At 72.0% G+C, this 24,013-nt stretch carries 22 protein-coding genes; 2 read left to right on the top strand and 20 right to left on the bottom strand.

The annotated features are described in order from the left end of the window. Nucleotides 1–13 precede the first annotated feature (13 nt). The 4 genes from ACFY2Z_RS22895 to ACFY2Z_RS22880 are packed head-to-tail and all read right to left on the bottom strand — an operon-like array spanning nucleotide 14 to nucleotide 3,961. A complete protein-coding gene (locus ACFY2Z_RS22895) occupies nucleotides 14–1,102 on the bottom strand; it encodes an ABC transporter ATP-binding protein (protein WP_390745941.1) in 1,089 nt (362 codons plus the stop codon). A 5-nt stretch (nucleotides 1,103–1,107) separates the two neighbouring features. Continuing rightward, nucleotides 1,108–1,920 carry an ABC transporter permease gene (locus tag ACFY2Z_RS22890; RefSeq protein ID WP_390745940.1) on the bottom strand — a complete coding sequence of 271 codons (813 nt, stop codon included), beginning with the start codon at nucleotides 1,918–1,920 and terminating at the stop codon, nucleotides 1,108–1,110. Further along, on the bottom strand, nucleotides 1,908–2,807 hold the full coding sequence (locus ACFY2Z_RS22885; RefSeq protein WP_390745939.1) for an ABC transporter permease: 900 nt from the start codon (nucleotides 2,805–2,807) through the stop codon (nucleotides 1,908–1,910). The genes ACFY2Z_RS22890 and ACFY2Z_RS22885 overlap by 13 nt, the downstream gene beginning before the upstream one ends. Beyond that, entirely contained in the window at nucleotides 2,804–3,961 is a 1,158-nt protein-coding gene (locus ACFY2Z_RS22880; RefSeq protein WP_390745938.1) for an ABC transporter substrate-binding protein, read from the bottom strand. The genes ACFY2Z_RS22885 and ACFY2Z_RS22880 overlap by 4 nt, the downstream gene beginning before the upstream one ends. Before the next feature lie 224 nt (nucleotides 3,962–4,185). Between ACFY2Z_RS22880 and ACFY2Z_RS22875 the strand changes: the two genes are divergently transcribed. Next, nucleotides 4,186–4,926 (top strand): GntR family transcriptional regulator, encoded by a 741-nt coding sequence (locus ACFY2Z_RS22875; RefSeq protein WP_390745937.1) that lies wholly within the window; start codon nucleotides 4,186–4,188, stop codon nucleotides 4,924–4,926. A 34-nt stretch (nucleotides 4,927–4,960) separates the two neighbouring features. On the opposite strand, the gene ACFY2Z_RS22870 is transcribed toward ACFY2Z_RS22875, so the two are convergent. The 8 genes from ACFY2Z_RS22870 to fmt all read right to left on the bottom strand — a co-directional run bounded on the left by ACFY2Z_RS22870 (nucleotide 4,961) and on the right by fmt (nucleotide 14,105). After that, a complete protein-coding gene (locus ACFY2Z_RS22870; protein ID WP_263228900.1) occupies nucleotides 4,961–5,413 on the bottom strand; it encodes an Lrp/AsnC family transcriptional regulator in 453 nt (150 codons plus the stop codon). 10 nt (nucleotides 5,414–5,423) lie between these two features. Then, a complete protein-coding gene (locus tag ACFY2Z_RS22865) occupies nucleotides 5,424–6,917 on the bottom strand; it encodes an amino acid permease (RefSeq protein ID WP_390745936.1) in 1,494 nt (497 codons plus the stop codon). Between the two features lie 343 nt (nucleotides 6,918–7,260). After that, nucleotides 7,261–8,703, bottom strand: coding sequence for a GuaB1 family IMP dehydrogenase-related protein (locus tag ACFY2Z_RS22860; RefSeq protein WP_390745935.1), 1,443 nt, complete (start codon nucleotides 8,701–8,703; stop codon nucleotides 7,261–7,263). 130 nt (nucleotides 8,704–8,833) lie between these two features. After that, nucleotides 8,834–9,163 (bottom strand): barstar family protein, encoded by a 330-nt coding sequence (locus tag ACFY2Z_RS22855; protein WP_390745934.1) that lies wholly within the window; start codon nucleotides 9,161–9,163, stop codon nucleotides 8,834–8,836. 187 nt (nucleotides 9,164–9,350) lie between these two features. Then, nucleotides 9,351–10,394 (bottom strand): sugar-binding transcriptional regulator, encoded by a 1,044-nt coding sequence (locus ACFY2Z_RS22850; protein ID WP_390746014.1) that lies wholly within the window; start codon nucleotides 10,392–10,394, stop codon nucleotides 9,351–9,353. 78 nt (nucleotides 10,395–10,472) lie between these two features. Beyond that, a complete protein-coding gene (gene rpe, locus ACFY2Z_RS22845) occupies nucleotides 10,473–11,159 on the bottom strand; it encodes a ribulose-phosphate 3-epimerase (RefSeq protein ID WP_390745933.1) in 687 nt (228 codons plus the stop codon). A 519-nt stretch (nucleotides 11,160–11,678) separates the two neighbouring features. After that, on the bottom strand, nucleotides 11,679–13,097 hold the full coding sequence (locus tag ACFY2Z_RS22840; protein WP_390745932.1) for an RsmB/NOP family class I SAM-dependent RNA methyltransferase: 1,419 nt from the start codon (nucleotides 13,095–13,097) through the stop codon (nucleotides 11,679–11,681). A gap of 75 nt (nucleotides 13,098–13,172) precedes the next feature. Next, the gene (fmt, locus tag ACFY2Z_RS22835) at nucleotides 13,173–14,105 is read right to left on the bottom strand and encodes a methionyl-tRNA formyltransferase (protein ID WP_390745931.1); all 933 of its coding nucleotides are present in this window, start codon (nucleotides 14,103–14,105) and stop codon (nucleotides 13,173–13,175) included. A gap of 300 nt (nucleotides 14,106–14,405) precedes the next feature. On the opposite strand from fmt, the gene ACFY2Z_RS22830 reads away from it, so the two are divergent. Then, nucleotides 14,406–14,939 carry a hypothetical protein gene (locus tag ACFY2Z_RS22830; protein WP_390745930.1) on the top strand — a complete coding sequence of 178 codons (534 nt, stop codon included), beginning with the start codon at nucleotides 14,406–14,408 and terminating at the stop codon, nucleotides 14,937–14,939. 431 nt (nucleotides 14,940–15,370) lie between these two features. Here ACFY2Z_RS22830 and ACFY2Z_RS22825 read toward each other — a convergent pair whose 3' ends face one another. From ACFY2Z_RS22825 to ACFY2Z_RS22790, 8 genes are all read right to left on the bottom strand, one after another. Continuing rightward, nucleotides 15,371–17,533, bottom strand: a complete 2,163-nt coding sequence (locus ACFY2Z_RS22825) for a primosomal protein N' (protein ID WP_390745929.1) — start codon at nucleotides 17,531–17,533, stop codon at nucleotides 15,371–15,373. 133 nt (nucleotides 17,534–17,666) lie between these two features. Further along, the gene (gene metK, locus ACFY2Z_RS22820; RefSeq protein WP_390745928.1) at nucleotides 17,667–18,875 is read right to left on the bottom strand and encodes a methionine adenosyltransferase; all 1,209 of its coding nucleotides are present in this window, start codon (nucleotides 18,873–18,875) and stop codon (nucleotides 17,667–17,669) included. 240 nt (nucleotides 18,876–19,115) lie between these two features. Next, a complete protein-coding gene (gene coaBC / locus ACFY2Z_RS22815) occupies nucleotides 19,116–20,318 on the bottom strand; it encodes a bifunctional phosphopantothenoylcysteine decarboxylase/phosphopantothenate--cysteine ligase CoaBC (protein WP_390745927.1) in 1,203 nt (400 codons plus the stop codon). A 164-nt stretch (nucleotides 20,319–20,482) separates the two neighbouring features. Next, nucleotides 20,483–20,755, bottom strand: a complete 273-nt coding sequence (rpoZ, locus tag ACFY2Z_RS22810; protein ID WP_005319902.1) for a DNA-directed RNA polymerase subunit omega — start codon at nucleotides 20,753–20,755, stop codon at nucleotides 20,483–20,485. 51 nt (nucleotides 20,756–20,806) lie between these two features. Further along, a complete protein-coding gene (gmk, locus tag ACFY2Z_RS22805; protein WP_390745926.1) occupies nucleotides 20,807–21,364 on the bottom strand; it encodes a guanylate kinase in 558 nt (185 codons plus the stop codon). Nucleotides 21,365–21,401: 37 nt separating this feature from the next. Then, complete coding sequence (locus ACFY2Z_RS22800; RefSeq protein ID WP_055492888.1) at nucleotides 21,402–21,725, bottom strand: integration host factor; 324 nt, start codon at nucleotides 21,723–21,725, stop codon at nucleotides 21,402–21,404. A gap of 275 nt (nucleotides 21,726–22,000) precedes the next feature. Further along, the gene (gene pyrF / locus ACFY2Z_RS22795) at nucleotides 22,001–22,846 is read right to left on the bottom strand and encodes an orotidine-5'-phosphate decarboxylase (RefSeq protein WP_390746013.1); all 846 of its coding nucleotides are present in this window, start codon (nucleotides 22,844–22,846) and stop codon (nucleotides 22,001–22,003) included. Nucleotides 22,847–22,851: 5 nt separating this feature from the next. Next, the gene (locus ACFY2Z_RS22790; RefSeq protein WP_390745925.1) at nucleotides 22,852–23,958 is read right to left on the bottom strand and encodes a quinone-dependent dihydroorotate dehydrogenase; all 1,107 of its coding nucleotides are present in this window, start codon (nucleotides 23,956–23,958) and stop codon (nucleotides 22,852–22,854) included. Nucleotides 23,959–24,013: the final 55 nt, after the last annotated feature.

Here is a 24,013-nt window from a genome sequence, read left to right as displayed (position 1 = left end):
GGAACGGCGGGCCTCAGCGGAGGCGTTCGGCGACCAGCACCGGGCGCTCCGGCAGCGTCACCGTCACGGCGGCACCGGCGCCGAGTCCGGCCGCGTCGTGCGCCGGCAGGTCGGCCTTCACCTCGGTGGCGTCGGCGAGACGCACGGTCAGCCGGACCGTGGCACCGAGGAACGCGGTGGCGACCACGCGCGCCTCCGCCTTGTCGTCCGCGGTCACCCGGACCGACTCGGGGCGCACCAGCACATCCACCTCGGTCACGGCGGGCGCGTCCCCGTCGACGGGGAGCCGCTGGCCGAGCACCTCGACGGTGTCCGAGTTCAGCCGGCCCGGGATCCGGCTCATCGTGCCGACGAACTCGGCCACGAAGGCGGTGGCCGGACGCCCGTACAACTCGGCCGGTTCGGCGCACTGTTCGAGCCGGCCGGCGCGCATCACCGCGACCCGGTCCGCCATGGAAAGGGCCTCCTCCTGGTCGTGGGTGACGAACAGGGTGGTGATGCCGAGTTCCTGCTGAAGGCGGCGGATCTCCTCGCGCAGGGTGAGCCGCACCTTGGCGTCGAGCGCGGAGAGCGGCTCGTCGAGCAGCAGGACCCGCGGGCGCAGGGCGAGCGCCCGGGCCAGGGCGACGCGCTGCTGCTGTCCGCCGGAGAGCTGGTGCGGGAAGCGCTCGCCCTTGTCCCCGAGGCCGACCAGATCGAGCAGCTCGGCGGCGCGGGCGCGCCGCTGCGCGGTGCGCACCTTGCGCATGCGCAGCCCGAACGCCACGTTGTCGAGCACGGTCAGATGCGGGAAGAGGCTGTACGACTGGAAGACCATCCCGGCGTCGCGGCGGTGCGCCGGGACGCGGGTGACGTCCTCACCGTCGACGAGCACCGCCCCGGAGTCGGGGTGCTCGAATCCCGCGAGCATCCGCAGCGCGGTGGTCTTGCCGCAGCCGGAGGGGCCCAGCAGGGCGAGGAGTTCGCCGGGCCGGACGGTGAGGTCGAGTCCGTCGAGGGCCACGGTGGGGCCGAACTCCCGGCGCAGGGCGCGGAATTCGACGGTGGCGGCGTTGTCGCGGGATTCGGCCGCAGCGGTCGGGGCGGCCTGGTCGAGGGTCATGTGGTTCATCCCTTGGCGGCGGTTCGGGAGCGCCCGCCGAAGACGGCGAGCGAGAGGAGCAGGGCCCAGGTGACGAGCAGGCTGAGCACGGAGACGGCGACGGACAGCTGGGCCTGGGAGCCGCCGACGCTGTAGATCCACACGGCGAAGGGGGTGAAGCCCAGCAGCTGGGCGACGGTGAACTCGCCGAGGACGAGCGCCAGCGTGAGGAAGGAGGCGTTCAGCAGCGCGCCGCGCAGATTCGGCAGCACCGCCTGGACCAGCGCCTGGGTCCGGCTCGCCCCGCAGCTGCGCGCGGCCTCCATCAGGGTGCGCACGTCGATGGCGCGCAGGCCCGCGTCCAGGGCCCGGTACACGAACGGCAGCGCCATCACGACGTAGGCGAGGACGAGCACCACGGGGAAGTCCGGGTTCTGGATCGCCACGAACGTCTCGAACAGCGGTGTGCGGGAGAGATAGTCGGGCCCCCACTTCAGGACCGTGGCGATGCCCGCGACGAACGCGATCGGCGGGACGACCAGCGGCAGCGAGCAGACCACCTCGACGACCGGCCGCAGCCTGGAGGCGTCCAGCCGCAGGGCGACGGTGGCGGGCACCATCAGCAGCAGCACCACGACGATGGTGGCGGCGGCCAGTTCCAGCGACAGCAGCAGGCCTGAGCCGAAGCCGGGGGTGGAGACGATCTGCCGGTAGGCGTCGACGTTGACCCCCTGGCCGGGCACGTCCACCGTGAAGATCACGGAGGCGGCGAGCGGGACCAGGAAGTACAGACCGGCAAGGGTGAGGACGCCCCAGCGCCACAGGTTCAGGCGAGCCATCGCGCACTCCGTCGTTGCAGGGGCAGGTACACGGCCATGACCAGGCCCGCGACGAGGACCATGTCGAGGCTGAGGGCGAGCGCCACGTTCTCCTGGCCGACCAGGACGTTGCCGGAGAGGGCGTCCGCGATCTGCAGCGTCACCAGCGGCACCGCGCTGCCCACCATGGCCGCCGCCGTGGCGTACGCGGAGAAGGCGCTGCCGAACAGCAGCACGAGTCCGCCGAGCAGCGAGGGCAGGAGCACGGGCAGGGCCACATGGCGCCAGTACTGGACGGTGGTGGCGCCGTTGTTCTGCGCGGCCTCCCGCCACTGGATGCGCAGGCCTTCCAGCGCCGGGGTGATGGTGAGGACCATCAGCGGGATCAGGAAGTACAGGTACACGATCACCAGGCCCCAGAAGCTGTACAGGTTCCAGCCCTGGTCGGTGAGGTCCAGACGGCGGGTCACCACACCGGAGTTGCCGAGGGTGGCCACGAAGGCGAAGGCCAGCGGGACGCCGCCGAAGTTGGCGAGGACGCCGGACGCGGTGAGCACGGCCTCGCGCAGGGCGCGGAAGCGGGAGGTCACCACGGCCTGGGCGAGGAGCAGCCCGAGGACGGTGCCGAGGGCGGCGCAGACGGCGGACAGCTTCACGCTGCCGAGCAGGGCCGTGAGGTAGGCGCCGTGCAGGGACACGGTCAGGTTGGCCGTGCCGTAGGACGTGGCGCCCGTCGTCGGGTCCTTGACGCTGAAGGCGCCGTTGAGCATGGCCAGCGCGGGCACGCCGAAGGCGACGGCCGTGAAGACGAGCAGCGGCAGGACGGCGAGCGAGCCGGAGACGCGGCGCCGCCGCTGCTGCTGAGCAGCGGCGGGCGCCACCTCGGTCTCGGTGAGAACGGCGGTCATCCGGAGACGGCCTTGCCCCAGCCCTGAGCGATGGCCGTCTTGGCCTTGCTCTGCTGGGCCTCCGTCGGGAAGGACGGCGTGCCGGTGACCTGCGGGAGCTTGGCCGCGGCGGTCTTGTCGAGCGTGCCGGCCGCCTCCATGGCGGTCATCAGGGCCGGGCGGGCGTAGCCCTTGAGCCAGAGGTTCTGGCCCTCGGCGCTGTAGAGGTACTCCTGCCACAGACGGGCGGCCGCCGGGTGCGGGGCCTCCTTGTTGATGGCCTGCGAGTAGTACTGGGCGTACGCGCCGTCGCTCGGAACGGCGACCTTCCAGTCCAGGCCCTTGGACTTGAACTCGTCGGCGTAGCCGGCGTTCAGGTAGTCCCAGTCGATGCTGATCGGGGTCTCGCCCTTTTCGACGGTGGCCGGGGTCGACTCGACGGGCGTGTAGTTGCCGCTCTTCTTCAGCTTGGCGAAGAAGTCGAGGCCGGCCTGGATGTTGTCGAAGGAGCCGCCGTTCGCGAGCGCGGCCGCGTAGACGCCGCCGAAGGCGGAACCGGACTTGGTGGGGTTGCCGTTGAGGGCGACCTGGCCCTTGTACTGCGGCTTGAGGAGGTCCTTGAAGGTGGTGGGGCACTCCTTGACGCGCTTGGCGTCGCAGCCGATGGAGATGTAGCCGCCGTAGTCGTTGTACCAGCGGGCCTGCGGGTCCTTCTGCACGGCGGGGATGTCGTTGTACGCCGTGACCTTGTAGGGCGCGAGCAGACCCTGCTGGGCGGCGCTCAGCGCGAAGGAGCTGCCGAGGTCGAGGACGTCGGGGGCGCGGTCCTGGCCCTTGCGGGAGGTGACGGCGTTGATCTCGTCCTGGCTGGCGCCGTCGGGGTTCTCGACCTGCACCTTGATGCCGTACTTCTTCTGGAAGCCGTCGATCAGGGCGCCGTAGTTGGCCCAGTCGCGGGGCAGGGCGATCGCGTGCAGCGTGCCCTCCTTCTTGGCCGCCTTCACGAGGGCGTCGAGGCCGCCGAGGTCGGCGGCGGAGGTCGCGGTGGCCGCGCTCTTGCCGTCTGTCGCGGTGGACGCGTTGTCGGGGGCTGCGCCACAGGCGCTGAGGGCGAGTGCTGCGGCGACGGCAAGGCCACCGGTCAGGACGGCGGTTCTCGGCAGGAACACGGTCACTGTCTCTCCAGGAGTACACGCGAGCGGTGAAGCTGAGGGCGGGAGGGCTTGTTCAACTTGTCTGAACAAGTTGCCCCTAGTACGCCCGCCGCTGGTGTCTTTTTCGTAAACGCCTGAGAAACCCTGGACCCTTCTTGCCTGCACAATCCCGACGAGGGAAGATCACGCCCAGGTCTCGATTAGGCTGGCCATGCTGTGAACAGCAATCAACTCAGAGGGGAAGCATGGCGGCGCGACACGAGGAGATCGCCGACGAACTGCGGCGGGCGATCGACCGCGAGGAGTACACAGTGGGCAGTCTGCTGCCCACCGAGTCGGACCTCGCGGCCCACTACGGCGTCTCCCGCGGCACGGTCCGCCAGGCGGTCGCGGCCCTGACCGCCGAGGGGCTCATCGGGTCCCGGCAGGGCGCCCGCCGGGTGGTGCTGGCCAGCCGGCGCAGCCAGAGCTTCGCGGAGCTGCGCAGCTTCGCCGAGTGGGCCCGCGCCATGGGCCGGGAGGCCACCGGGCACGTCGTGGCGCAGGAGTACCGGCCGGCGACCAAGGAGGACGCGGTACGGCTTCATCTGCCGGAGCGCACACCGGTGTTGCACGTCCTGCGGGTGCGCGGGCTGGACGGCGAGCCCGTGCTCCTGGAACGCACGGTGTACGCCGACTGGATCTCCCCCGCGGTGCACTCCATCGAGTCGGACTGCCCCTCCGTCACCCAGCGGCTCTACGAGGACACGGGCGTGGTGTTCGCGTACGGCGAGCACATCATCGACGCCGTCGCGGCGGGCGCCCAGGACGCCGAGCTGCTCGGTGTCCGCCGGGCCGGCCCGCTGCTGCGGGTCCGCCGGGTCACCACCACCCGCGAGGGGCGCCCGGTGGAGTGGTCGGACGACCGCTACCGCTCGGACGCCGTGAGCTTCAGCGTGCACAACTCGATCGGGAACAACGCGCTGGCCCGGAAGACCGCGAAGTAGGGCGCGGCTCGGCCGGCGTCTTCGAGGGGACGGCTCAGGTGGGCGATCCCGACGAGAACCGGCGCAGCAGGGGCGACAACACCAGCACGGACTTCGTGCGCTCCACGAACGGCTCCCCGGCGATCCGCTCCAGCACGCGCTCGAAGTGGCGCATGTCGGAGGCGAAGACCTGGGCGATCGCGTCCGCCTCACCGGTGACGGTGGAGGCGGCCACGACCTCCTGGTAGCGCTCCAGCCCCCGCTGGATGGTCTCCGGGGACGTGTTGCGCCGGCAGTAGATCTCGACGAACCCCTCGGTCTCCCAGCCGAGCGCCCCGGGGTCGACCCGGACGGTGAACCCGGTGATGGCGCCGGTCGCGCGCAGCCGGTCCACCCGCCGCTTCACGGCGGGCGCGGACAGGCCGACCAGTTGCCCGATGTCCGCGTAGGAGCGGCGGGCGTCCTCGGCGAGGGCGTGGACGATGCGTTCGTCGAGATCGTTCAGCAAGGCGGGTGGTTCACTTCTCTACGGTGGCTGCGGGCGCCGCGGGCTCCGCGGCGGCCAGCCGGGATCGCCGGTGGCCATACACGAAGTAGAACACGAGCCCGACGGCCATCCAGACTCCGAACACCACCCAGGTGACGGCCGAGAGACTGCCCATCATCCACACGCAGAGGGCGAAGCCCAGGGCGGGCAGCACCGGCGACAGCGGCACCCGGAAGGTACGGGGCATCTGCGGACGGGTCCGGCGCAGCACCACGACCGCGATATTGACCAGCGCGAAGGCGAACAGCGTGCCGATGCTGGTGGCGTCGGCCAGCTGGCCGAGCGGGATCGCGGCGGCGAGGACACCGCAGAAGACGGAGACGATGACGGTGTTGGCGCGCGGCGTGCCGGTCCGGGGGTGCACCCGCGAGAACACCTTCGGCACCAGGCCGTCGCGGGACATCGCGAAGAGGATGCGCGTCTGGCCGTAGAGCACGGTCAGCACGACGCTCGCGATGGCGATGACCGCGCAGGCCGCCAGCAGCGTGCCCCAGAAGGTCTGTCCCGTGACGTCCTTCATGATCTGGGCGAGCGCCGCCTCGGAGTCGTTGAACCGCCGCCAGGGCTTCGCGCCCACGGCGACCGCCGCGACGACGACGTACAGCGCCGTCACGATGACCAGCGACAGCATGATCGCGCGGGGCAGGTCGCGCTGCGCGTTCTTGGCCTCCTCGCCGGCCGTGGAGGCCGCGTCGAAGCCGATGTACGAGAAGAAGAGCGTGGCCCCGGCGGCACTGACCCCGGCCATGCCGAGCGGCATGAAGTTCGCGTAGTTGCCGGAGCGGAAGCCCTGGATGCCGATGAGACAGAACAGCAGCAGCGCGGCGATCTTCACACAGACCATGATCGTGTTGGCGCGCGCCGACTCCCGGGCACCGCCGAGCAGGAACGCCATGGCCAGCAGCACGACGATCAGCGCGGGCAGGTTGAAGATGCCGCCGTCACCGGGCGGCGCGGACAGCACGGCCGGGATGGTGACGCCGATGGTGCCGTCCAGCAACTCGTTGAGGTACTGGCCCCAGCCCACCGCGACGGCGGCGACCGAGACGCCGTACTCCAGGACCAGACACCAGCCGCAGATCCAGGCGATCAGCTCGCCCATCGTTGCGTACGCATAGGAGTACGAGGATCCGGCGACCGGGATCGTGCCCGCCAGCTCGGCGTAGGACAGGGCGGAGAACAGCGCGGTGAGCCCGGCGATCACGAAGGACAGCGTCACGGCCGGACCGGCCTTGGGGACGGCCTCGCCGAGGACCACGAAGATGCCGGTGCCGAGGGTGGCTCCGATGCTGATCATGGTGAGCTGCCACAGCCCGAGGGAGCGCCGAAGCGTTCCTCCCTCGCCCTGGCCGCCCTCGGCGACCAGGTGTTCCACGGGCTTGCGGCGCATCAGCCGCGCGCCGAGGCCGGGGGGCGGCGGGGCTGGATGACTGGGGGACTGCGGGGGTGCGCCTTGGTCGAGCAAGCGTCGGCTCCTTATCGCTGCCGGTCACGGGGGCAGGCGGGGACCGGCGGCACCCAGAGGCAGGGACCACCGAGCGGGGTCCTCGCCACGCCGCGTACAGCGCATGACCCTATGAGTCCGCCCTTCACGGGCGTAATGCAGCAGCCTTGCGCACTGTCGCAAGATCCTTGCGTTCATCGGGATGTCATGGACGTTTGTTGCGCGGGACCTTCGGATGTTTGCGATGTGTGCAACCGAGCCGCGCGAACGCGTCCGGACACGGCTACGGCCCCCGTTCCGCCCGGAGGGGGAACAGGGGCCGTACGGCCGAGGCGACCAGGTCACATCGCCGAGGCGACGGGGGTCAGCTCCAGCTGGCGTGCAGCGGCTTGCCCTCCGCGTAGCCCGCCGCGCTCTGGATGCCCACGACGGCCCGCTCGGCGAACTCCTCCAGGGAGTCGGCGCCCGCGTAGGTGCAGGAGGAGCGGACGCCCGCGATGATCGAGTCGATCAGGTCCTCGACGCCCGGGCGGCCCGGGTCGAGGAACATCCGGGAGGTCGAGATGCCCTCCTCGAACAGCGCCTTGCGGGCCCGGTCGTACGACGACTCCTCCGACGTGCGGTTGCGGACCGCGCGCGCCGACGCCATGCCGAACGACTCCTTGTAGAGCCGGCCGCCCGCGTCCTGCTGCAGATCGCCCGGGGACTCGTAGGTGCCCGCGAACCAGGAGCCGATCATCACGTTGGAGGCACCGGCCGCCAGTGCCATGGCGACGTCGCGCGGGTGGCGGACACCGCCGTCGGCCCACACGTGCTTGCCGTACTTCCGTGCCTCGGCCGCGCACTCCAGCACCGCCGAGAACTGGGGCCGGCCGACGCCGGTCATCATCCGCGTGGTGCACATGGCGCCGGGGCCCACACCGACCTTGACGATGTCCGCGCCGGCCTCGATCAGATCACGCACGCCCTCGGCGGCGACGATGTTGCCCGCCACCAGAGGCACCTGCGGGTCCAGCGCCCGCACGGTCCTGATGGCGCTGATCATCGACTCCTGGTGGCCGTGCGCGGTGTCGATCACGAGGGTGTCGACGCCCGCGTCGAGCAGCTGCTTGGCCTTGCCGGCGACGTCGCCGTTGATGCCGACGGCGGCGGCGATGCGCAGTCGGCCGTTCGCGTCGGTGGCCGGCGTGTAGAGCGTGGCCCGCAGGGCGCCCTTGCGGGTGAGGATGCCGGCGAGCTTGCCGTCCTCGTCCACGGCGGGCGCGTAACGGCGGTTGGCGCCGTCGAGGGTGTTGAACGCCTCACGGGGGTCGATACCGGCGTCGAGCAGCAACAGGTCCTTGGACATGACCACTTCGAGCTGGGTGAAGCGGTCCACGCCGGAGAGGTCCGCGTCGGTGACCACGCCGATCGGCCGGTGCTCCCCGTCGACGACGACACCCGCGTTGTGCGCGCGCTTGGACAGCAGCGCCAGGGCGTCGGCGACGGTCTGGTGCGGGGCGAGCACGATCGGGGTGTCCAGCACCAGGTGGCGGCTCTTGACCCAGGAGACGACGTCGGTGACCACGTCGATGGGGATGTCCTGCGGAATGACGACCAGTCCCCCGCGCCGGGCCACCGTCTCCGCCATGCGGCGGCCGGCGATCGCGGTCATGTTGGCGACGACCAGCGGGATGGTCGTACCCGAGCCGTCCGGGGAGGAGAGGTCCACACCCTGCCGGGAGCCGACCGCGGAGCGGCTCGGCACCATGAACACGTCGTCGTACGTCAGGTCGTAGGCAGGCTGGATGTCATTCAGGAAACGCACGTGCTGCACATCCCAGTCGATCAAAGGCGGCCCCCGGACAGGACAGCCAGGGGGAAGAGCACGTACTTCATTGTCCCATGCCCGGCGCAGCAGAGTCCCCGGACAGATCATCCAGGCAGGTCAGAGCGGGTTAGTGGGATCCTCCAAGCGCGAGCGCCACGGTCAGCTCCGGGGTACCGTCCACGGCCTCGGAGAACACCTCCTCGGCGATCCGCCACTCCTCGGGCCGCTCCTTCGCGTACGCCCGCCAGCCCTGGACCACCAGCAGCAGGCCCCGCTCCACGGCATCGGCGGGCCAGACGGTGAGGTCGGTCAGCGAGTCGGCGAGGGCGTCCCAGTTACGGCCGAACCAGTCCGGGAGCTCCAGGGCGAGCCCGATCCGCTCCATGAACGCGGCCTTGTCGGTGACCCCGTCGAGGTCCACCGTCACCACGTGCCGGGACTCCAGGTCTTCGGTCATGTCGACACCGCCCTGAACGCGTTGTAGGGATCTTCGAGGTGATCGCCGGTGGGGCGCACCGCGCCACCCGGCCGCCGGTCGACACGCGGTGTCCCGCCGGAGGGTTGCGGGCGAGGGGACGGCCGTGCCGCGTCGGTGGGGCGTGACGCGGCCTCGGCCGTCCCCTCGCATTCTGCCGTCGGTCCCCTCAAGGGCCGTCGGGGTCCGCGCGGTGCAGGGCCGGGGTCGGCGTCGGACCCGCGGTCATCAGATAGTCCGCCGCCGCCGTGTCCGTGACCAGGCTGGTGACCAGCCCGGAGCGCAGGACCGCGTCGATGGCGGCCGCCTTCCGCTGCCCGCCCGCGATCGCGACGACCTCGGGGATACGGCGCAGCTGGTCCGCCTTGACGGTGATGCAGCGCTCCCCCAGGTCCCGCCCGACCCGGCGGCCCTCGGTGTCGAAGAGGTGCGCGGACATCTCGGCGGCGACGCCGAGGGACGCGTAGTGCGCCCGCTCCTCGTCGCTCAGCATGTCGTGCACCGTCGAGATGCCCGCCTCCCAGGAGCCGATGGAGACACAGGCGACCGTGACCTTGTCGAAGTACTCGAAGGCACGGGCGATCCCCGTCTGGTTGCGCAGCGCCGCCGCCGTCGCCGCGTCCGGCAGCAGCATCGGCGCGTAGATGGGGTGCGCGTCCCCGCCGGAGACCTGGGCGGCACGGCGGACGGCCTCCACCGAGCCGCGCTCGGCGGTCCCGGCGTCGTACACGCCCGTCAGCTGCACCACCGTGCACGGCGGCAGCCGGTCCAGGGCGGCCGCCATGTTGATGGTCGACCGGCCCCAGGCGAGCCCCAGCACATCTCCCTCGGTCACCAGTTCGCCGAGCAGATCCGCGGCCACCTCCCCGAGGTTCTCCGGGTCGGGCGACTCCTCGGCCTCGGCAGGGGACTCCACGACCACGGCGTGCCTGAGGCCGTAGCGGGCGCGCAGCGCGTCGGAGCGCTCCGCGTCCAGCTCGGCCGGCACTCTGATCTCGATCCGTACGAGATCCCGTTCGAGGGCGGTCTCCAGGACCCGGGCCACCTTGAAGCGGCTGACGCCGAACTCCTCAGCGATCTGGATCTTGGACTTGCCCTCGAGATAGAAGCGACGGGCCATGGCCGCCGCCTGCACCAGCTCAGCGGGTCCCATCCGCATGGCTGACCGGCCCGCCGACATACCCGACACGGCCATCTCCTCACTGCTGTTCACACTCTGCATTCGCCGTTCATCCTTGCAGATCCGGCGGATTCGATCAGCCCGGACGGTCGGCGTTCAGGTTCCGTTGGCTCAGTCGTCGCACGCCCACGACGCCCGGGCCGTCGCCGCCTCCGCCTGGCTGCGCAGTGCACGTACCGCCGCGGCCGGGTCGGCCGCGCCGTAGACCGCCGAACCGGCCACGAAGACGTCCGCCCCCGCCTCCGCGCAGCGCTCGACGGTGGAAGCGGAGACACCGCCGTCGACCTGGAGCCACAGTTCGAGGCCGTGCTTGCTGATCAGCTCACGGGTGCGGCGGATCTTCGGCAGCATGATGTCGAGGAACGCCTGCCCGCCGAAGCCCGGCTCCACCGTCATGATCAGCACCATGTCCAGCTCGGGCAGCAGGTCCTCGTACGGTTCGATGGGCGTCGCGGGCTTGAGCGCCATGGAGGCCCGCGCCCCCTTGGCCCGGATCTCCCGGGCGAGCCGGACCGGCGCGGCGGCCGCCTCGGCGTGGAACGTGACCGACCCGGCACCCGCCTCGACGTACTGCGGTGCCCACCGATCGGCGTCCTCGATCATCAGATGGCAGTCCAGCGGGGTGTCCGTCGCCCGCGCCAGGGCCTCTACGACCGGCACGCCGAGCGTGAGGTTAGGGACGAAGTGGTTGTCCATGACGTCGACGTGGAGCCAGTCGGCTCCCCGCACGGCCTGCGCCTCCTCGGCGAGGCGGGCGAAGTCGGCGGACAGGATGCTGGGGTTGATCTGCACGGCCATGACCCAAGCCTGCCATGCCCGCCGACGGTTGCTCCCCCCGGTCCGAATGCCGGGCTCCGCGCCCGGGACCACAGCGCCCCGCCGGGCCGGGTTCCCGCATCTCCTGCACCGTGGCCACCGGCGAAGGCCTCACCTGCGGCTCTTCCGACGCATCACACGGTGACCGGCGCTGATCCGTCTCACGATCTCGCCACGCATCGGAATCGGCGCGCGGTCGGCCTGCACGGCACATGCGACTGCCGCGCGTTCGCCCCGGCGGGCCGGCGTGGGCTGAGCAGGTGTGCGTGCCCGACATCACAACCGTGTTCGCCGAGCGGCATGCAGGAGGGCCCGGTCCGCGGAAGTGAACTTGGCCCTGGTGGTGCCGAGTTCGACGCCGCACGGAAGAAGCCTCACATTCCGCACGAGTCGGCGAGGACCCGAGGGACCGTCCGTCTCACCTCGGTGGCCGATCGGCCAGGCGTCGGCCAACCGAGATGAGAACGGGTCACTTGTTCGGGGAACGTGCAGCTCCGGGGGTCAGGCGGTGCGGCGGATCAGGGCCAGATACATCGCGTCGGTGCCGTGCATATGCGGCCACAGCTGTACGTCGGGGCCGTCACCGAGGGCCGGTACACCGGGCAACAGCGGCCGGGCGTCGATGAGTTCGGCGTTGCGGTACTGCTTGAGGACGTCGTCGACCACGGCCCGGGTCTCGGCGAGATGGGGCGAGCAGGTGGCGTAGCCCACGACGCCGCCGGCGCGTACGGACTCCAGGGCCGTCCGCAGCAGGGCGCGCTGGAGGGGCGCGAAGCCGTCGAGGTCCTCGGGCCGGCGCCGCCAGCGGGCCTCGGGCCTGCGGCGCAGCGCACCGAGCCCCGTGCAGGGCACGTCCATCAGGACCCGGTCGAACACCCCGGGGCGCCACGGCGGCCGGGTTCCGTCGGCGGTGACGACCTGGTACGGCCCGGGGTTCCCGGCGAGCGCCTTGGCCACCAGGCCGGCGCGGTGCGGCTGCTTCTCGGAGGCGAGCAGCGTGGCGCCCCGCTCGGCGGCGAGGGCGGCCAGCAGGGCGGCCTTGCCGCCTGGCCCCGCGCAGCCGTCCAGCCATCGCTCGTCGGGGCCCTCCAGGGGCGCGTTCGCGAGGGCGAGGGCGACGAGCTGGCTGCCCTCGTCCTGGACGCCCGCGCGGCCCTCCCGCACGGCCTCCACGGCCCCGGGGTCGCCGCCCTCGGTGAGCCGGACGGCGTACGGCGACCAGCGACCGGGCACCGCGGCCTCCTCGCCGAGCAGCTCCTCGGTGGTGCCGCGGCCGGGCCGGGCCACGAGCGTGACCTCGGGCCGCTCGTTGTCGGCCTCCAGCAGGTCCTCGATCCCGGCGCGCCCGCCGCCGAGGGAGTCCCACAGGGCGGAGACGACCCAGCGCGGGTGCGAGTGCACGACGGCGAGGTGGTCCTCGGGGTCCTCGTCGTAGGGCGGCGCGACCCGTTCCAGCCAGCCGTCGAGGTCGTTCTGGGCGACCTTGCGCAGCACGGCGTTGACGAACTTGGCCCGTCCGTCCCCGAGCACGACCCGGGCGAGCTCGACGGTGGCGGACACGGCGGCGTGGCTGGGGATCCGTGTCCCCAGCAGCTGGTGCGCCCCGAGGCTCAGCACGTCGAGCACGGGCGGGTCGACCTCGCGCAGCGGCCGGTCGACACAGGCCGCGATGACGGCGTCGTACGTCCCCTGACGGCGCAGTGTCCCGTACACCAGCTCGGTGGCGAGGGCCGCGTCCCGCCCGTCCATCTCGCCCGCCTCGCGCGCCTTGCGCAGCAGGGGCGGCAGGACGAGGTTCGCGTACGCGTCCCGCTCGTCGACGGCCCGTAGCGCGTCGAAGGCGAGGATGCGGACGGGGTCCTTCTTGGGCCGACGGTAGGGCTTGCCGGGCTTGCGGGGCCGACGGAACTGGTCGCTCACGAAAAAGGTGCTCCGGGTATGGGACGACGTGCGCTTCCCAGCGTACGTCCGGGGGCCGGCGGGCGGACGGGGAGGTCAGCCGCCGAGGGTCTCGGAGGCGCCGATGCGCACTCCGCGCGCCCAGTCCGCGGCCTGCATCGGCTTCTTGCCCTGGGCCTGCACCCACACCAGCTCGACGGCGTAGGAACCGGTGCCGACATACACGTTGTTCTTGCCGGCCGCCAGCTGTCCCGGGGCGAGGTCCGTGCGCTCGGACACGGGTGTGACCTGGATCAGCTTGAGCCGCTCGCCGCGGAAGGTGGTCCAGGCGCCGGGCGCGGGCGTGCAGCCCCGCACCACCCGGTCCACCCGGAGCGCGGGCGCGGCCCAGACCACCTGCGCGTCCTCAACGGTGATCTTGGGCGCGAGCGTGACACCCTCGGCGGGCTGCGGCACGGGCTTCAGGGTTCCGTCCTCGATGCCGTCCATGGTGGCGGCGAGCAGCCCGGAACCGGCGAAGGCGAGGCGGGTGAGCAGGTCGCCGCTGGTGTCGGTGGGGCGGATCCGCTCGGTGACGGTGCCGTAGACGGGCCCGGAGTCCAGTCCCTCCTCGATGAGGAACGTGGAGGCACCGGTGATCTCGTCGCCCGCCATGAGCGAGTGCTGCACGGGGGCCGCGCCGCGCCAGGCGGGCAGCAGCGAGAAGTGCAGATTGACCCAGCCGTGGGTGGGGACGTCGAGCGCCACCCGGGGCAGCAGCGCCCCGTAGGCGACGACTGGACAGCAGTCGGGCGCGATCTCCCGCAGGCGCGCGAGGAAGTCCTCGTCGCGGGGCCGGTTCGGCTTGAGGACCTCGATCCCTGCCTCCTCCGCCCGTTCGGCGACGGGGCTGGCGACGAGCCTGCGCCCGCGTCCCGCCGGTGCGTCGGGCCGCGTGACGACGGCCGCCACCTCGTGCCGGCCGGACGCGATCAGGGCGTCCAGCGCGGGAACGGCGACCTCGGGGGTACCTGCGAAGACAAGCCTCATGGGTGGGTGACGGCCTCTCGGGCGGGAGTCGGGACAAGGCCCGGGCGACTGCGGCGGGCCGAGACGCACGGATAGCGCACCAGTCTATGGGGGGTTGTGGCGCCGAAAGCGCGAAGGGCGGCCCTGATCCAGGGCGAATGCCCCTCACAGCGCACACCGCCACAGGGGGCGTACATCCGTCTCGTTACGCCCCCGCACCGTGACCAGAGCCCCTCACGCGCGTTGGTCAAGAAAGAGTTGACCACAACGGGCCGCGATCGCGGCCCGATTCCTTTCAACGCCGGTTCGAGAGGCTTGTTCATGGCCGACCACGCAACCCACGACGCCCAGGCCCGGGCCAGCCTGCACTTGCTGGTGCGGGACATCGAGCGGGTCCGCCGACAGGTGGACGCGTTGCGCACCCTCACCGCTCAGTTGGGCAATGTCTACCGCCCGCGCCGCTCCGGCCCGTCCACGGGCTTCGTCGTCTACGGCCGCGCCCCCGCCCCGACCGTCCGCCTCGCCCAGGAGCTGCGGGACAGTGTCGAGACCCTGGTCACGGCGGCCGTGGACTTCGACCGCTCACTCGGGTTCTCGTGGGACGCCGTGGGCTCCGCACTCGGCGTCACCAAGCAGGCGGTGCACCGCCGTTACGGGGCCCGCCGCGCCGCCGCCCAGGCGCCGACCGAGGCCGAACACGCTCCGGAGCCGACCGGCACCCGCACGCTCAACATGGGCGCCGGCATGCCCACGGTGCCCGCGGCCCGTTCGATGCCGACCCAGCCCACAGCGGGCAGCCCCACCCTCCGCGACGAGGTGCGGTCGACGGCGTTCCCCGGCCCGCGCAACGGCTGAGCGGCCCTCCGCCTGCCTCCCGGCCGCACCGGGAGGCAGCCGTGCGGCCGCGCCGCGACGGCACCGATCCGTATCCGAGGGCGGCCCCTGAGCACCGCCGGGCGCGTCCCGATCCCCCGACTACCGCCTTGCGGTGACATGCCCTGGCGCACGAACCGGCCGCGGTCCGGCGGACGTGCGCCGCCCCGCCTCCCCCGGCCGACGGGCCCGGCGCCCAGCATCGCGCGCCGCCAGCCCCCGCCGCCGCCGGGCGCGTCCCGATCCCGCAACCACCGCCTTGCGGTGACATGCCCTGGCGCACGAACCGGCCGCGGTCCGGCGGACGTGCGCCGCCCCGCCTCCCCCCGGCCGACGGGCCCGGCGCCCTGTACCGCGGGCCGTCGGCCCCCGCCCTTCACCCGCCGTACCACCGACCGCGGATGCGCCGCCGGTCAGCCGATCTCCGGCGGGTCGATCCGGATCCGTACCGCCTCGCTCCCGCCGCTCCCCCCACGGGCCATCCGCGCCGCCAGCGCGGTCTTCAGCGCGGTGGCCAGTGCCGCTCCGCTGCCCGGTGGTACGCGGATGAGTGCCCGCTCCCACCGCTCCCCCGGTGGCGGCCCCCCGGTCCGTCGCGGGCGTCCTGCCTCGGTGACCGGCACGGGTACGGGCCCGAGCACCTCGGCGTCCGGCGGGAGTCCGGCCCCGGCGAGGAAGCCCATGACCGCCCCGGCCGGTCCTGACACCGCCGCCATCCGCGACACCGGCGGAAAGCCCAGCTCGGCCCGCTCGGCCAGCTCCCGCACCGCGTGCCCGACGGGGTCCCATCGCACCAGCGCCTGCACCGGCCGCAGCGTCGGCTCGGCGACGACCACCACGGTCCCGCCCGCCGACTGCGGCCGGACGAGCGCGCCCGCACCGATCCACCGCCGCAACGCCTCCTCGCCCGCCCGCAGATCCGGCCGCCCGAGCATGGCCCATCCGTCCAGCAGCAGTGCGGTCGCATAGCCGCCCTCGGCGACCGGCTCGGCTCCCGGGGTGCTGACGACCAGGGCGGGGGCGTCCGGAACCGTGTCGAGCACCTGCTCGCGCCCCGACGTCCGCACCGGAACGGCCGGAAACGCGCGCCCCAGCTCCTCCGCCGTCCGCCGGGCGCCCACCACCTGGGCACGCAGCCGGAAGCCGCCGCACTCCGGACAGTGCCAGGCGCTCTCCTCCCGCCCGCACCAGCCGCATCGCAGCTCCCCCGCGTCCTGGGCCGCCAGTGGCCCGGCGCAGTGCCTGCAGCGGGCGGGCGCGCGGCACTGGGCGCAGGCCAGCCGGGGGACGTATCCCCGCCGGGGCACCTGCACCAGCACGGGACCGCGCCGCAGCCCCTCCCGTACGGCCTCCCAGGCGAGCGTCGGCAGTCGGGCCGCCCGGGCCGCCTCGTCCCGCGCTAGATCCTGGTCCCCCACGGTCCGCACCAGCGGCGCGGCGGCTCGTACCTGCTCGCGGTCGGCGGCCAGCGGCGCCGCCCAGCCGCTCTCGACGAGCTGTGCGGCCTCGACGGTGCAGCTCCACCCTCCCAGCAGAAAAGCGCACTTGTCGCGCGAGGCCCGCAGCTCCAGGACCTCGCGCACATGCGGGAAGGGGGCGTTGTCGTCGCTGTGACTGGAGTCCCCGTCGTCCCAGACGACGACGAGGCCGAGATCGCGGACCGGCGCGAACATCGCGGCCCTCGTCCCGACGACGGCCCGCACGGCCCCGCGCCGTATCGCGAGCCACTCCCGGTACCGCCGCTCCTGTCCCGCGTCGGCGGTCAGCAGCGCATGCTGCCCGTGCCCCAGCAGCGCCCTCAGTGCGGCATCGACCCGTGCGGCGGGGCGCCCCGCGGGCACCACGACCAGCGCACCCCGGCCCGACGCGAGCGTGGCCTGTACGGCCCGGGCGATCTCCTCCGCCCACCAGGGTCCGGGCAGGGCCGTCCACACGGCCCGCGGCGCACCGCCGGAGGCCAGGGACCGCAGAAACTCGGGGCCTCGCGCATAGCGCCGCCAGGAGGCGGGATCCGGCGCGGCGGGCGGCGCGGGCGGCGGACCCATCTCGGTGGCCTCGGCCCGGGCGTGCCGCGGCGGCACGGCGAGCTGGAGCACATCGGCGAGGCTGCCCGCGTACCGGTCCGCGACGGCCCGCGCGAGATCCAGCAGCTCGGGCGAGAGGACGGGCTCGGGCGACACGACCTGGGCCAGCGCCGCGAGGGGCCCCGTGTAGTCGGACTCGGCCACCCGCTCCACGAGAAACCCGTCGATGAGCCCCCCGCCCTCGCGCCGTCCGTCGCGCACCGTCCGCCCGCCGGCCCCGAACCGCACCCGGACCCGCACCCCGGGCCGGGCCACGGCGTCCAGCTCCTCCGGCACCGCGTAGTCGAAGTACCGGTCCAGATGCAGCACGCCCTTGTCGACCAGGACGCGCGCGACGGGCAGGTCCTTGGCGAGCGCGGCCCCTCGCCAGGTGCGCGGCTTGGCCCGGGGCGCCCTGGCCTGGCGCACGGCCTCACGGATCAGCGCAAGCTGCTCGGGCGGCCCGGCGTCGTCCCCGCCCGCCCCTTGCTGCTGCCCGTTCCCGCTGCTCACGCTTGCATTCTTACCAAACCCCACTGACACCGCCGTCCGAGCCTCGGCACGCGCTCGGCCCCGGGCCCGCCGGTGACGCGCCGAGGCCCGGCTCCCTCGAAGGGCGCCGGGCCTCGTGCACGAGTGGGAGGGACTACAGCCCCGCGGCCTCGCGGAGGGCCTCCACCCGGTCGGTGCGCTCCCAGGTGAAGTCGGGGAGCTCCCGGCCGAAGTGGCCGTAGGCGGCGGTCTGGGCGTAGATCGGGCGGAGCAGGTCCAGGTCGCGGATGATCGCGGCCGGGCGGAGGTCGAAGACCTTGGTGATCGCGTGCTCGATCTTCTCGGCGTCGACCTTGGCCGTGCCGAAGGTCTCCACGAACAGACCGACCGGCTCGGCCTTGCCGATCGCGTACGCGACCTGCACCTCGCAGCGGGAGGCCAGGCCGGCCGCCACCACGTTCTTGGCGACCCAGCGCATCGCGTACGCCGCCGAGCGGTCCACCTTGGACGGGTCCTTGCCGGAGAACGCGCCACCGCCGTGCCGCGCCATACCGCCGTAGGTGTCGATGATGATCTTCCGGCCGGTGAGGCCCGCGTCACCCATCGGACCGCCGATCTCGAACCGGCCGGTGGGGTTGACCAGCAGGCGGTAGCCGTCCGTCTCCAGCTTGATGCCCTCGTCCAGCAGGGCCTTGAGCTCCGGCTCGACGACGAACTCGCGGATGTCGGGGGCGAGCAGCGACTCGAGATCGATGTCGCTCGCGTGCTGCGAGGAGATGACCACCGTGTCCAGACGGACCGCCTTGTCAGCGTCGTACTCGATGGTGACCTGGGTCTTTCCGTCCGGGCGCAGGTAGGGGATGGTGCCGTTCTTGCGGACGTCGGACAGCCGCTTGGACAGGCGGTGCGCCAGGAAGATGGGCAGCGGCATCAGCGTCGGCGTCTCGTCCGTCGCGTAGCCGAACATCAGGCCCTGGTCGCCCGCGCCCTGGCGGTCCAGCTCGTCGTCGTCGCCCTCGACACGGGACTCGTACGCCGTGTCCACACCCTGCGCGATGTCCGGGGACTGCGCGCCGATCGACACCGAGACACCGCAGGAAGCGCCGTCGAAGCCCTTCTTCGACGAGTCGTAGCCGATCTCGAGGACCTTGTTGCGCACCAGCGTCGCGATGTCCGCGTACGTCTTGGTCGTGACCTCGCCGGCCACGTGCACCAGACCGGTCGTGATCAGCGTCTCCACGGCGACCCGGGACGTCGGGTCCTCACGCAGAAGCGCATCGAGAATGGTGTCACTGATCTGGTCAGCGATCTTGTCGGGGTGACCCTCGGTCACAGACTCCGAGGTGAACAGGCGACGGGACACAACGCTCCCTGGGGTTGCAGCGGCTGCTGGCTGATCATTGGTGGACGGGACGGGGGCTGCGCCCGGCGTCGTCCGAGAACAGTTTATCGGTCGCGCTCGGCCACCGGCCCACCTGTCTCGCCTCTCGGGAGCCCTGTGACCTGCGGCACGGGCATTCTGCCCAATGCCGCGCGCTCTTTTCCAGGGCCGCCACGCGCGAATGTGGCGAGGCCCGAGCGACTCTTGAGAGGAAGGAGGGATTCAGGACAGGCGGGGCGACACGAGGTCCCACACCGTCTCGGCGAGTGCCTCCTTCGGGCCGTACGGCACCGGGGTCTCACTGCCGTCGGCCCCCAGCACCAGGGCCTCGTTCTCCTCGGCGCCGAAGGTCTTGCGCTCCCCCACCTCGTTGACCACAAGCAGGTCGCAGCCCTTGCGCGCGAGCTTGGCGCGGCCGTTCACCAGCACGTCGTCCGTCTCCGCGGCGAAACCGACGACCACCTGGCCGGGGCGGGCCCGGTCCGCCGAGATCTCGGCGAGGATGTCCGGATTCCGCACCAGGACGATGGGCTCGGGATCCTGGCCGTCCTTCTTCTTGATCTTCCCGGAGGCGTAGACCGCCGGCCGGAAGTCCGCCACCGCGGCCGCCATGACCACGGCGTCCGCGTCCGCGGCCGCCTTCAGCACCGCCTCGCGCAGCTGCACGGCCGTGCCCACCCGCACGACGTCCACGCCGGCCGGATCGGGGAGGGTCGTGTTCGCGGCGATCAGGGTGACCCGGGCGCCCCGGGCCGCGGCAGTGCGCGCCAGGGCGTAGCCCTGCTTGCCGGAGGAGCGGTTGCCGAGGAAACGGACCGGGTCGAGGGGCTCGCGGGTGCCGCCGGCGGTGACGACGACATGCCGGTCCTTGAGGTCCGGCTCGGTCACGCCCCGGGCCAGCACCCGGCGGCAGACCTCGAAGATCTCGGCCGGGTCGGGCAGCCGCCCCTTGCCCGTGTCCACGCCGGTCAGCCGGCCGACCGCGGGTTCGATGACGACGGCGCCGCGGCGGCGCAGCGTCGCCACGTTCTCCTGGGTGGCCGGGTGCTCCCACATCTCGGTGTGCATCGCGGGGGCGAAGACGACCGGGCAGCGGGCGGTGAGGAGGGTGTTGGTCAGCAGGTCGTCGGCGAGACCGTGGGCCGCCTTGGCCAGTGTGTCGGCCGTCGCGGGGGCCACGACGACCAGATCGGCGTGCTGGCCGATGCGGACGTGCGGCACCTCGTGGACGTCGTCCCAGACCTCGGTGGAGACCGGATTGCCGGAGAGCGCGGACCATGTCGCCGCGCCGACGAAGTGCAGCGCGGAGTCCGTCGGCACGACGCGCACGTCATGCCCGGACTCGGTCAGTCTGCGCAGCAGCTCGCACGCCTTGTAGGCGGCGATGCCACCGCTGACCCCCAGAACGACCTTCGGCTTGTCCACCGTCTCTCCCCGGACTCGGATCCGTACATCCCCATGCTGCATCACCGCGAAGGGCGTTCCCCGCGCTCCCCCCTTGAGCAGACCACAGGCCCGGCAGGAGTACTGCCGGGCCTGTGGAAAAAACCTGCCGCGATATGGCGATATGACATATCGCACCGTGTGGCTTACTGCGCCGGGCCCTCGATGGCCTCGGAGGTCAGCAGACCCGCGTTGATCTCGCGCAGGGCGATCGAGAGCGGCTTCTCGTGGACGTGGGTGTCGACGAGGGGACCGACGTACTCGAGGAGGCCCTCACCGAGCTGCGAGTAGTACGCGTTGATCTGGCGGGCCCGCTTGGCCGCGTAGATCACGAGGCTGTACTTCGAGTCGGTGGCCTCGAGGAGCTCGTCGATCGGCGGGTTGATGATGCCCTCGGGCGCGGTGATGGAAGAGGACACGCTCTACCTTCCGAAAGATGGGAAAGATCAGACCTGATCACACAACCCTGATCACACAACGTTCATCAAGGCTAGCAGCTCGCGCGCCACATCCTCGACCGAGGTGTTGACCAGGGTCTCGTCAAACTCGGGCTCGGCCGCGAGTTCGATCTTGGCCGCCTCCAGGCGGCGCTCGATCACCTCGGGCGGCTCGGTACCGCGTCCGGTGAGCCTGCGCACCAGCTCCTCCCAGGAGGGCGGAGCCAGGAACACGAGCTGCGCCTCCGGCATGGTCTCACGGACCTGCCGGGCGCCCTGGAGGTCGATCTCCAGCAGCACCGGCACGCCGGACTCCAGGTGCTCCAGCACGGCCGCTCGCGGCGTGCCGTAGCGGTTGCCGGCGAACTCGGCCCACTCCAGCAGCTCGCCGTTGGCGATCAGCTTGTCCATCTCGTCGTCGGTGACGAAGAAGTAGTGGACCCCGTGCCGCTCACCCGGGCGAGGCTTACGGGTCGTCGCCGACACCGAGAGCCAGACCTCGGGGTGTTCCTTGCGCATGTGAGCGACGACCGTGCTCTTACCGACCCCCGAGGGGCCGGAGAGCACGGTCAGCCGCGGACGTTCACTCATGCAGCGATTATTCCAGCAATCCCGGAGTGCACCGGACTCAGCTGGCGGCGCCGCCGAACTCGCGCTCCAGAGAGGCGATCTGGTTGGAACCGAGGCCACGCACACGGCGACTCTCGGAGATCCCGAGACGCTCCATGATCTGCTTGGCGCGGACCTTGCCCACGCCCGGCAGGGACTCGAGGAGGGCGGAGACCTTCATCTTGCCGATGACGTCGTTTTCCTGGCCCTGCTTGATGACCTCGTGCAGAGAGGCGCCGGAGTGCTTGAGTCGATTCTTGACCTCGGCCCGCTCCCGGCGAGCCGCGGCGGCCTTTTCGAGCGCGGCTGCGCGCTGTTCAGGGGTAAGGGGCGGAAGAGCCACGCCTACGTCACCTCGGATGTCGAACTGTCGGATACGGACCGGTGAGGAACCTAGTCGCCCCACACCTGGGGAGGCACGAGCAACACGCTTGCCCGTTCTCTCGTCGGAGACTAGCGGGCAAGTCCGCCAGAGTCAGCGAGAACAGCGGAAAAGTCCTGGTCAGCCTCTACCGAGCCAGACTTTTCGGACATACTGCCCGGGATTTGAGGATGTATTCAGACTCAGGCGCCTCCGCGAGCACATGTCAGAGGACTCCCGCGGCGACGCCGGAACCTCTAGCCGGCCGCCACCACGACCCTGATCTCCTCCGCGAAGCGTTCCGAGGCGTCACGGAGCGCGACCACGTCGGGACCGTACCGCAACACTCCCCGGCTCACGTTCGGCACCACGTTGCGCACGGCCTTGCCGAAGACCCGGGGAAGGTCGGCCGGGGCGGCTCCCTGGGCTCCGATGCCGGGCGCGAGGAGCGGGCCGCCCATGTCGAGGTCGTACGACGACAGATCGCCGAGCGTGGCGCCCACGACGGCCCCGAAGGAGCCGAGGGGCTCCGCTCCCGCGTTCTCGGCCGCGAGGTGGGCGAGCATCGTCGCGCCCACGTTCCGGCCGTCGGCGCGTACGGCGTGCTGTACCTCGCCGCCCTCGGGGTTCGAGGTCAGCGCCAGCACGAAGAGCCCGGTGCCGCTCTCCCGCGCGAGGTCCACGGCCGGCTTGAGCGAGCCGTAGCCCAGATAGGGCGAGACGGTCAGCGCGTCGGAGAACAGCGGAGCGTCCTTGCGCAGGAAGGACTCGGCGTACGCGGCCATGGTCGAGCCGATGTCGCCGCGCTTGGCGTCCATGACGACCAGTGCCCCGGCCGCCCGCGCCTCCTCGACCGCCTTCTCCAGGACGGCGAGCCCGCGCGACCCGAAACGCTCGAAGAAGGCGCTCTGCGGCTTGAGGACGGCGACGCGCTCGGCCATAGCCTCCACCACCGTGCGGCTGAACCGCTCCAGACCGGCCACATCGTCGTTCAGGCCCCACTGGGCCAGCAGCGAGGCGTGCGGGTCGATGCCGACGCACAGCGGGCCCCGCTCGTCCATGGCGCGGCGCAGACGCGTGCCGAAGGGTTCCAGACCTGTCATGCCTGTCATGCGGGGTTCCTCACATCGGCGCCGACCGCGTCGGCGAGGGTGGCGTACGGGCTGGTGCGCAGACGTGCCGCGAGTCCCTTGTGGAGAGCGCGGCCCCAGAAGGGCCCCTCGTAGATGAAGGCGCTGTACCCCTGCACCAGCGTGGCACCGGCCAGAATGCGCTGCCAGGCGTCCTCGGCGCTCTCGATGCCGCCCACGCCCACCAGGGTGATGCGGTCGCCCACGCGCGCGTACAGGCGGCGCAGCACCTCCAGAGAGCGTGTTTTGAGCGGCGCCCCGGACAGTCCGCCGGTCTCCTTCACCACGGCGGGGTCGGAGGTCAGTCCGAGCCCGTCGCGCGCGATGGTGGTATTGGTGGCGATGATCCCGTCCAGGCCCAGTTCCACCGCGAGGTCGGCGACGGCGTCGACGTCCTCGTCGGCGAGGTCAGGGGCGATCTTGACCAGCAGCGGGACGCGCCGGGCGGTGACCGTACGGTCGGCGGCCTCGCGGACGGCGCTCAGCAGCGGGCGCAGCGCCTCGGTCGCCTGCAGACTGCGCAGACCGGGGGTGTTCGGCGAGGAGACGTTGACGACCAGGTAGTCGGCGTACGGCGCGAGCCGCTCGGCCGACTTCACGTAGTCCGCAACGGCCTCCGCCTCGGGGACGACCTTGGTCTTGCCGATGTTGACGCCCACGACGGTCCGGAAGACGGGCGTACGGGAGGCCAGGCGGGCGGCGACAGCGAGCGAGCCCTCGTTGTTGAAGCCCATGCGGTTGATCAGCGCCCGGTCCGCGACGAGCCGGAACAGCCGCTTCCTGGGGTTGCCCGGCTGCGGCTCCCCGGTGACCGTGCCGATCTCGACGTGGTCGAAGCCCATCATCGCCATGCCGTCGACGGCGAGGGCGTTCTTGTCGAAGCCGGCCGCGAGACCCATCGGGCCGTGCATGCGCAGCCCGAACGCCTCCGTGCGCAGCTCCTTGTACCGAGGCGCGAGAACGGCGGCGGCGAAGGTGCGCAGCACCGGGATGCGCACGGCGCGGCGGATCCAGCGGAAGGCCAGGTGATGGGCCTGCTCCGGGTCCATCCGGGAGAAAACCAGACGGAAGAAAAGCTTGTACATGTCCCTGTGTCCTCACGAAGAGGGGGACACCGTTTCCGATGTCCCCCTCAAGGGC

Origin of the sequence: Streptomyces sp. NPDC001222 (assembly GCF_042896945.1) — a bacterium.
GTDB classification, from domain to species: Bacteria; Actinomycetota; Actinomycetes; order Streptomycetales; family Streptomycetaceae; genus Streptomyces; species Streptomyces gibsoniae.
This window is presented reverse-complemented; position numbering and strand designations above follow the sequence as displayed.

What these genes read in the sequence shown, in the direction of transcription:
- ACFY2Z_RS22895 (WP_390745941.1), bottom strand. Translation starts at nt 1,102, where the DNA reads ATGACCCTCGACCAGGCCGCCCCGACCGCTGCGGCCGAATCCCGCGAC.
- ACFY2Z_RS22890 (WP_390745940.1), bottom strand. Translation starts at nt 1,920, where the DNA reads ATGGCTCGCCTGAACCTGTGGCGCTGGGGCGTCCTCACCCTTGCCGGT.
- ACFY2Z_RS22885 (WP_390745939.1), bottom strand. Translation starts at nt 2,807, where the DNA reads ATGACCGCCGTTCTCACCGAGACCGAGGTGGCGCCCGCCGCTGCTCAG.
- ACFY2Z_RS22875 (WP_390745937.1), top strand. Translation starts at nt 4,186, where the DNA reads ATGGCGGCGCGACACGAGGAGATCGCCGACGAACTGCGGCGGGCGATC.
- ACFY2Z_RS22855 (WP_390745934.1), bottom strand. Translation starts at nt 9,163, where the DNA reads ATGACCGAAGACCTGGAGTCCCGGCACGTGGTGACGGTGGACCTCGAC.
- rpe (WP_390745933.1), bottom strand. Translation starts at nt 11,159, where the DNA reads ATGGCCGTGCAGATCAACCCCAGCATCCTGTCCGCCGACTTCGCCCGC.
- fmt (WP_390745931.1), bottom strand. Translation starts at nt 14,105, where the DNA reads ATGAGGCTTGTCTTCGCAGGTACCCCCGAGGTCGCCGTTCCCGCGCTG.
- ACFY2Z_RS22830 (WP_390745930.1), top strand. Translation starts at nt 14,406, where the DNA reads ATGGCCGACCACGCAACCCACGACGCCCAGGCCCGGGCCAGCCTGCAC.
- gmk (WP_390745926.1), bottom strand. Translation starts at nt 21,364, where the DNA reads ATGAGTGAACGTCCGCGGCTGACCGTGCTCTCCGGCCCCTCGGGGGTC.
- pyrF (WP_390746013.1), bottom strand. Translation starts at nt 22,846, where the DNA reads ATGACAGGTCTGGAACCCTTCGGCACGCGTCTGCGCCGCGCCATGGAC.
- ACFY2Z_RS22790 (WP_390745925.1), bottom strand. Translation starts at nt 23,958, where the DNA reads ATGTACAAGCTTTTCTTCCGTCTGGTTTTCTCCCGGATGGACCCGGAG.